At 65.9% G+C, this 3,807-nt stretch carries 7 protein-coding genes; 1 reads left to right on the top strand and 6 read right to left on the bottom strand.

The genetic code is table 11. The features are described from left to right. A partial coding sequence (locus RWX45_RS12395) for an ABC transporter ATP-binding protein (RefSeq protein ID WP_316024025.1) occupies positions 1 to 730 on the top strand: 730 nt, incomplete at its 5' end. Here the strand turns inward: RWX45_RS12395 and RWX45_RS12390 are convergent. The 6 genes from RWX45_RS12390 to RWX45_RS12365 form a co-directional block, all read right to left on the bottom strand. Next, positions 707 to 1,033 (bottom strand): type II toxin-antitoxin system PemK/MazF family toxin, encoded by a 327-nt coding sequence (locus RWX45_RS12390; RefSeq protein WP_316024024.1) that lies wholly within the window; start codon positions 1,031 to 1,033, stop codon positions 707 to 709. The two genes, RWX45_RS12395 and RWX45_RS12390, sit on opposite strands and share 24 nt — an antisense overlap. Before the next feature lie 336 nt (positions 1,034 to 1,369). Beyond that, positions 1,370 to 1,783 (bottom strand): ATP-binding cassette domain-containing protein, encoded by a 414-nt coding sequence (locus RWX45_RS12385; protein WP_316024023.1) that lies wholly within the window; start codon positions 1,781 to 1,783, stop codon positions 1,370 to 1,372. Positions 1,784 to 1,794: 11 nt separating this feature from the next. Next, positions 1,795 to 2,049, bottom strand: coding sequence for a hypothetical protein (locus RWX45_RS12380; RefSeq protein ID WP_316024022.1), 255 nt, complete (start codon positions 2,047 to 2,049; stop codon positions 1,795 to 1,797). Between the two features lie 121 nt (positions 2,050 to 2,170). Next, entirely contained in the window at positions 2,171 to 2,395 is a 225-nt protein-coding gene (locus RWX45_RS12375) for a helix-turn-helix transcriptional regulator (protein WP_316024021.1), read from the bottom strand. 1 nt (position 2,396) lies between these two features. After that, positions 2,397 to 3,251, bottom strand: coding sequence for an ABC transporter permease (locus tag RWX45_RS12370; RefSeq protein ID WP_316024020.1), 855 nt, complete (start codon positions 3,249 to 3,251; stop codon positions 2,397 to 2,399). Next, positions 3,248 to 3,807, bottom strand: a 560-nt coding sequence (locus RWX45_RS12365; protein WP_316024019.1) for an ABC transporter ATP-binding protein, incomplete at its 5' end; no start/stop codon positions are given. The genes RWX45_RS12370 and RWX45_RS12365, both read right to left, overlap by 4 nt.

The raw sequence follows: 3,807 nt of genomic DNA, 5'->3' as shown, positions 1-3,807 counted from the left end.
TCCCCGCCCGCGCCAGTTGGAGGATCGCCTTTTGAATAGCGGCTTCACTGATGCCGTCCAGTTGACCGGCCCCCTCAGCCTGACGGTGCGCGGCGGCGAGGTCCTCGGCGTCGTCGGCCCGAACGGGGCGGGCAAGACCACCCTCTTCGACGCCCTATGCGGGGTCGGCGACTTCCAGGCCGGCACTGTGCGCCTGGGCGGACGGGCGATGGGACGGCGCTTGCCCGCCGAGAGCTGCGGCTTCCTGCCCGAGTCGAGCCGCTTGTTCCCGGAGCTGACTGCTCGGCAGGCATGCCGCTTCGAGGCCGCCATGCGTCGTATCGACCTTGATGACGCCGCGCTGGAAGCTCACCTGGAACGTTTCGGCTGCACCGACTTTCGTGACACCGAGGTGCGACACCTGTCGCAGGGGATGACGCGGCGCCTGGGCATTGCCTGCGCCTTCCTCGGCGATCCGCCGGTGGTAGTGCTCGATGAACCCCTCAACGGGCTCGACGTGGACGGTGTCCTCCGGTTCCGCCAGGAACTGGACCGCTACCTGACCGGTGGTGGCGCCGCCCTCATGTCCAGTCACATTCTCAGCGTGCTCGACGAGGTCTGCGAGCGCGTGGTGCTGCTCAAGGACGGGCTGGTCGCCGCCACCGTGGACGTGCGCGACGGCGGCGCCGAGCAGGCCTACCGTGACCTCTTCGGTTCTGCCGGCGGATCACAGAGCCAAGTGAATTCTTAACGCGGCATCAACCTGGGCCATGAGCTCAGTTGGTACATGCCCGAGAACTCGACCGAGCCGTTGAACCGCGACGGAGCGCACCTGTTCGGCTTGCGCCTTGGAATCCACCGAGAGTCCGGTCGTCTGTGCGGGAAGGAACACCTGAAAAGGGAGAATGCGCTCGGTCGCGCTTGTGACCGGTACAACCGTCACCACTCCCTGGCCGAGCATGGCGGCCGCCATGTTGGCATCGTCATTGCTGACCACGACGGCGGGTCGGCGCTTATTCGCTTCGCTGCCGACGACGGGGTCGAGGCTCACCATGCGTATCTCACCGCGCAGCATCGCCGTCCCCATCCAGGCCGTCGGCTACGACGTTGTCCCATTCGGCGGAGTCGGTGGATTTCGCCCAATCCCGCCAGGCCTCCATGTATGCCTCACGCAAGTTCTCCCGATGAAGGTGGCGAATAGCCGTCTGAACTCCGGCTGACCTTGAGGGCAGACCCTCCTGTTCGACGTACTGGTCGAGAAGCTCTAAGTCAGTCTCACTGAGGCTCACACTCACTTTCATACTTGCAATGCTACCATGTTGGTCGTCATTGTGGACAGGGCTTGCTACCGTCTACCGGGGTGCGCGATCCGTAGGGCGGCGATGAACTCCTAGTAGAGACTGTCGCGTTCCAACAGCTCCTCGTGGGTTCCTTCATCGCGGACGCTCCCGTTCTCCGGGATGATGATGCGGTCGGCGTCAATGACGGTGGACAGGCAGTGGGCGATGGTGACCACGGTCCCCGCCCGCGCCAGTTGGAGGATCGCCTTTTGAATAGCGGCTTCACTGATGCCGTCCAGTTGAGCGGTCGCCTCATCGAACAGCACCAGATCAGGGAAGCGCAGCAGGGCGCGCGCGATGGCGAGGCGCTGCCTCTCCCCGCCGGACAGGCTGGTGGCGCCGACCTGCGCGTCAAGCCCCTCGGGTAATCGACGCGCCGTGTCCGCCAGGCCGACGGCGTCGAGCGCCTGCCACACCTCTGCGTCGTCGGCACCCGGATGCCGATAGTGAACGTTGTCCCTCATGGTTCCCGGGATCACTGGCGTCTTGACGGTGCCAGCGCGCGCATGCCGGAATCGAGCGAACCGCCGAGCTCGCCCAGGGAGTCCGGGATCCACTTGATCGCCAGGGGAGTGGCTAGTGAGGTGGCGGTCCCCGCCAGCCCGAGCACAACCCCGAGAATCAGCACCTTCCGGTGCGGCTTGATGTATTGCTGCAGGACGCGAATCCGCTCCCGGTTCTCCTCGCGCGTTGTCACGGCCTCAATGAAAGCCGAAGTTCCATGGGGCATAGGCGAGGTTAGCCTGACAGCTGAACGCCATATCGACCGGTTTCGGTACGGCATTAGTGCCGGTTTCGGCATGTGATTAGTGCCGGTTTCGGTGAGGGGCGGGCGCCCGGCGTGCTTGGGCTTAGGCGAGGGGCGGGAACTCCTCCAGGGAGAACACCGACTCCACGGGCACCTCGAAGTAGGCGGCGATGCGTAGCGCCAGGTACAGGGAGGGGGCGTATTCGCCGCGCTCCAGGTAGCCGACCGTCTGGTAGTGGACGCCGAGCGCCTCCGCCAGCTGCCGGCGGCTGACCTTGCGGTCGGCGCGCAGCACGGCGATGCGGTTGTGAACGACTTCCCCGGCCATATCACATGCCACTCTGCGAGCTGAGGGTCGCCCGCATGTGCGCCAGGCCGCCGATGGTTTCCTGACGGAAGCTGCGGCGGATGATGGGGGCCACGAGTGCGAAGCCGACGACTATCCACGCCACCAGCACGAGCACTGCCAGGCCCGGGTGGAAGGCACCGCCGACTTCCCAGGCCGGGTCGCCGACAAGCGCCCACCGGGCCAGGTGCCCGGACCAGTAGGCGGGGAAGGGCAGTTGGAGTATCTGCAGCCAGCGGGGCATGGCCGCAAGCGGATACATGAAACCGCTGGTGGCCCACAGGGCCATAATCCCAAGGTAGGCAAGTGTGAAGCTGTAAGCGCCGCGGATGAGGGCGCCGATGAGGAATCCGAGTGGAGTGCTGGCCAGGGCCGCCAAGAGCATGAGGACCAGGCACACGACCACATCGCGTGGACTGACGGAAATCGAATCGACGACGAGCATGAATCCCACAAGCACAATGACTGCACCTACCACCGCTTGAATCACGACGGAGATGGTCTTGCCAATGGCCCAGGTCATGGGTCCATGCGGCAGAATGCGCACCCGCAGCCGTGCCCCGCCAATGCGGTCGGTGTAGGTCTCACTGGATATCTGGACCACGCACATGGAGACATAGGCGCCGATGGAACCGGCCGCGAACATCGTACCGAAGGCGGTAGTGGAGCCGAGTCCCTCTCCCGGTTTGTCCGCAAGACGACCGACGAACAGGACAACGGCAGCGGGGAGGCAGAAGGTGAGCACGCTGGCACCGAGGAAGCGGGGGCGCAGATCGGAGTACGCCTGGCGCAGTGCCGCGCGCAGTACGGCCAGGGGAAGCGGACGGGTGGTGGTCATGAGTGCTGCTCCTTGTGCTCCTCGGCCTGCTTGACGAGGGCGAGGTAGGCGTCTTCCAGGGTGGGGCGGGTGACGGATAGCTCGGAAATGGCGCTTATATCCAGTTGCTGGAGGAATGCCTCGGGGGCGGCGGTGGCGTGCACGTGACGGGTCCCGTTCTGCACCCAGGTCACCTCCGCCTCGCGGCCGAGGCTCTCGCGCAGCTGGGTGACCGTGCCGTCGGCGATGATCCTGCCGGCGGACATGATGATGACCCGTGAGGCGAGGCGCTCGGCCTCGGCCAGATCGTGGGTGGTCATGAGCACGGTGGCCTCTTCATCAACCCGTTGCATGATGAGGTCGTGGATGCGGCTCTTGGAGGCGGGGTCGAGTCCCGTCGTCGGCTCATCGAGCACGAGCAGTTCCGGGCGGCCCAGCAGGGCGGCGGCGAAGTCGAGGGTGCGGCGCTGCCCGCCGGACAGGCGCCCCAGGCGGCTATCGGCCTTGTCCGCCAGGTCGACGGCGTCCAGGACCTCAGCGACCGTGCTCACCCGCGGTGTCGCCGTGAGCATGACCG

The sequence above is a fragment of the Actinomyces sp. MRS3W genome (assembly GCF_032465695.1).
Taxonomy (GTDB): Bacteria; Actinomycetota; Actinomycetes; order Actinomycetales; family Actinomycetaceae; genus Actinomyces.
The sequence above is the reverse complement of the archived record's forward strand: the minus strand, read 5'-3'. Positions and strand labels throughout refer to the sequence as shown.

Excerpts from the sequence above, each read along its gene's own strand:
- RWX45_RS12380 (WP_316024022.1), bottom strand. The coding sequence starts at position 2,049 with ATGCCCCATGGAACTTCGGCTTTCATTGAGGCCGTGACAACGCGCGAG.
- RWX45_RS12370 (WP_316024020.1), bottom strand. The coding sequence starts at position 3,251 with ATGACCACCACCCGTCCGCTTCCCCTGGCCGTACTGCGCGCGGCACTG.
- RWX45_RS12390 (WP_316024024.1), bottom strand. The coding sequence starts at position 1,033 with ATGGTGAGCCTCGACCCCGTCGTCGGCAGCGAAGCGAATAAGCGCCGA.
- RWX45_RS12385 (WP_316024023.1), bottom strand. The coding sequence starts at position 1,783 with ATGAGGGACAACGTTCACTATCGGCATCCGGGTGCCGACGACGCAGAG.
- RWX45_RS12375 (WP_316024021.1), bottom strand. The coding sequence starts at position 2,395 with ATGGCCGGGGAAGTCGTTCACAACCGCATCGCCGTGCTGCGCGCCGAC.